The sequence below is a fragment of the Bradyrhizobium sp. genome, assembly GCF_019244115.1.
In the GTDB taxonomy this organism is placed as follows: Bacteria; Pseudomonadota; Alphaproteobacteria; order Rhizobiales; family Xanthobacteraceae; genus Bradyrhizobium.
On the sequence record NZ_JAFATE010000639.1, the window covers coordinates 1 to 2,502 of the forward strand.

A 2,502-nucleotide genomic window follows, 5' to 3' on the forward strand; every position below is an offset into this window, starting at 1 on the left:
TGGTGCATCTCGCGCCAGCTCTGGTGGGGGCACCAGATCCCGGCGTGGTATGGGCCCGACGACAAGGTGTTCGTCGCCGAGACCGAAGACGAAGCACTGGCGCAGGCGCTCGCCTATTACGTCACCAACGATGTTCTCACCGACGAAGAGGCCGAGACCATCGCGCAGGTCGAGGAGCGCCGCGGGAGCTTCCTCACGCGCGACGAGGACGTGCTCGACACCTGGTTCTCCTCGGCGCTGTGGCCGTTCTCGACGCTGGGCTGGCCGGACGAGACGCCTCAGGTGAAGCATCACTACCCGACCGACGTCTTGGTGACCGGTTTCGATATCATCTTTTTCTGGGTCGCACGGATGATGATGATGGGCCTGCATTTCATGCAGGAGATCCCGTTCAAGGACGTCTACATCCACGCCCTCGTCCGCGACGAGAAGGGGGCGAAGATGTCGAAGTCGAAAGGCAACGTCATCGACCCACTCAACCTGATCGACGAGTATGGCGCCGACGCGCTGCGCTTCACGCTGGCCGCGATGGCCGCCCAGGGCCGCGACATCAAGCTCAGCGAACAGCGTGTGAAAGGCTATCGCAGTTTTGCGACAAAGCTCTGGAACGTCTGCCTGCTGGCGGAGATGTACGAGTGCGTGCAGCCGCCCGGGTTCGATCCCACGCAGACCACGGAGACGCTGAACCGCTGGATTGCCCATGAGACCGCGCGGACTGCACGCGAGGTGACCGAGGCGATCGAGACCTATCGGTTCAACGATGCGGCCGGCGCGATCTACCGCTTCCTCTGGAACGTCTATTGCGACTGGTATGTCGAACTGGCAAAACCCGTGCTGATGGGCGCGGACGGCCCGGCCAAGGCCGAGACGCGCGCGAGCGTGGCGTGGGCGCGCGACGAGATTCTCAAGATGCTGCATCCCTTCATGCCCTTCGTCACCGAAGAGCTGTGGATGGTCACGGCGAGCCGTGACGGCCTGCTCGCGCTGGCGCCCTGGCCGCTCGAATCTGATGCATTCACGCTGGAAGATATCGCCCTGGAGGACGACCGCGACGTGCCGGCCGCGCTGCAGACCTATGCCGCCAACTTCGCCGATTTCTCGGCCGAGGCGGAAATCGGCTGGGTGGTCGATCTGGTCACCGCGATCCGTTCGGTGCGCGCGGAAATGAACATTGCACCGGCCACGCTGACGCCGCTGGTGCTCGCCGGCGTCTCGGAGGAAACCAAAGAGCGCGCGCCGCGCTGGAGCGAGGTGATCCGCCGCATGGCGCGGCTGTCGGAGATCACCTTCGCCGACCGCGCGCCGGAGGGCGCAGTGCAGATCCTGGTGCGCGGCGAGGTCGCCGCGCTGCCGCTCAAGAGCGTGATCGATTTCGCTGCCGAGCGCGCGCGACTGGCGAAGGAGATGGCGAAGGCGGACGCCGACATCAAGCGGGTCGACACAAAACTGTCCAACGAGAAATTCGTCGCCAACGCGCCGGAAGAACTCGTCGAGGAAGAGAAGGAAAAGCGCGAGGCGGCCGTGGCGCGCAAGACAAAAATCCAGGAAGCGCTCGAGCGGCTGCAGAACGTCGAGGCTTGATCGATCGGCACCGCCATGCTTCTGGCTCTGTATCGAGCGGTGTCATGACCGCGCCGCGTTGAGAAGACGGCGCGGGAGAAGGCGGCCGCGCCGCCGGCAGCCTGCTCCCGACCACCTCCGGCCCCGCGCAGCAACATCATCATCCCAGCACGAACTTTCTGAAGGTCGCGAAAGCATGATGAGATGAGGCTCGATCGGAGTCGCGCCGGCGGTGGGCTCCCTCCCCCGCTTGCGGGGGAGGGCTGGGGCGGGGGCGTCGTGCGAAAAAGGCTGCAGCTGAGTCCGGGGCGGCCCCCACCCGCCGCGCAAGCGCGGCGACCTCCCCCGCAAGCGGGGGAGGCAAACGGAGAGAGCGGCGCTCGTATGCGGTAGCCCTGCCCGCAAGGGGAGGGGAGAAGAGCGGCCTCGCGGATGCATTCGATTCAAGTTTCATCGCGCTACAGGAGGAGAATTGCTGATGGTTGATGCGCGGTCCGATGGCGCAAGGTCCGAGGCGCAGGCGAGATCCGAGGTCAAGCCGCGCCATGTGCTCTGTTTTCTCGGCGAAGAACACGCACTGCCGCGCCTGTGCGACGCTGCTTCGGCTGCGATCAGCGATTTTGCGACCGGCTTCAGCATCGACCGAACCCATTCGCAGGACCAGCCGGACGCGCGCATGAGCCGCTCCTTCAGCGTGTGCGGAGATCGCGTGGTGCCTGGCGCCTGGACCAGCGCCGACGAGGACGCGGTCGCGAACCATGGGTCCGTTCTTTACGTCCTGAGCCCGCCGATGATGGCCGAGACCGCGGTGATCGTGTCCGCCGCGGCGCTCTTGCTCGTGGACGCGCTGATCTCCGCGGGTGCCATGGCGGTCAAGGGCGAGAGCGCGGGCGTGGCGCATGGTCTGGCGCGCTGGCGCCAGCTCGCCGCGGACGCTGCGCA

General features: G+C 66.0%; 1 protein-coding gene and 1 pseudogene. Both read left to right on the plus strand.

All coding sequences use genetic code 11. The annotated features are described in order from the left end of the window. The coding region (locus tag JOZ76_RS27960) for a class I tRNA ligase family protein (RefSeq protein WP_291704171.1) at nucleotides 1–1,581 on the plus strand (1,581 nt) is incomplete at its 5' end. A gap of 457 nt (nucleotides 1,582–2,038) precedes the next feature. Beyond that, a pseudogene (locus JOZ76_RS27965) lies at nucleotides 2,039–2,502 on the plus strand (hypothetical protein); the annotation flags it as partial.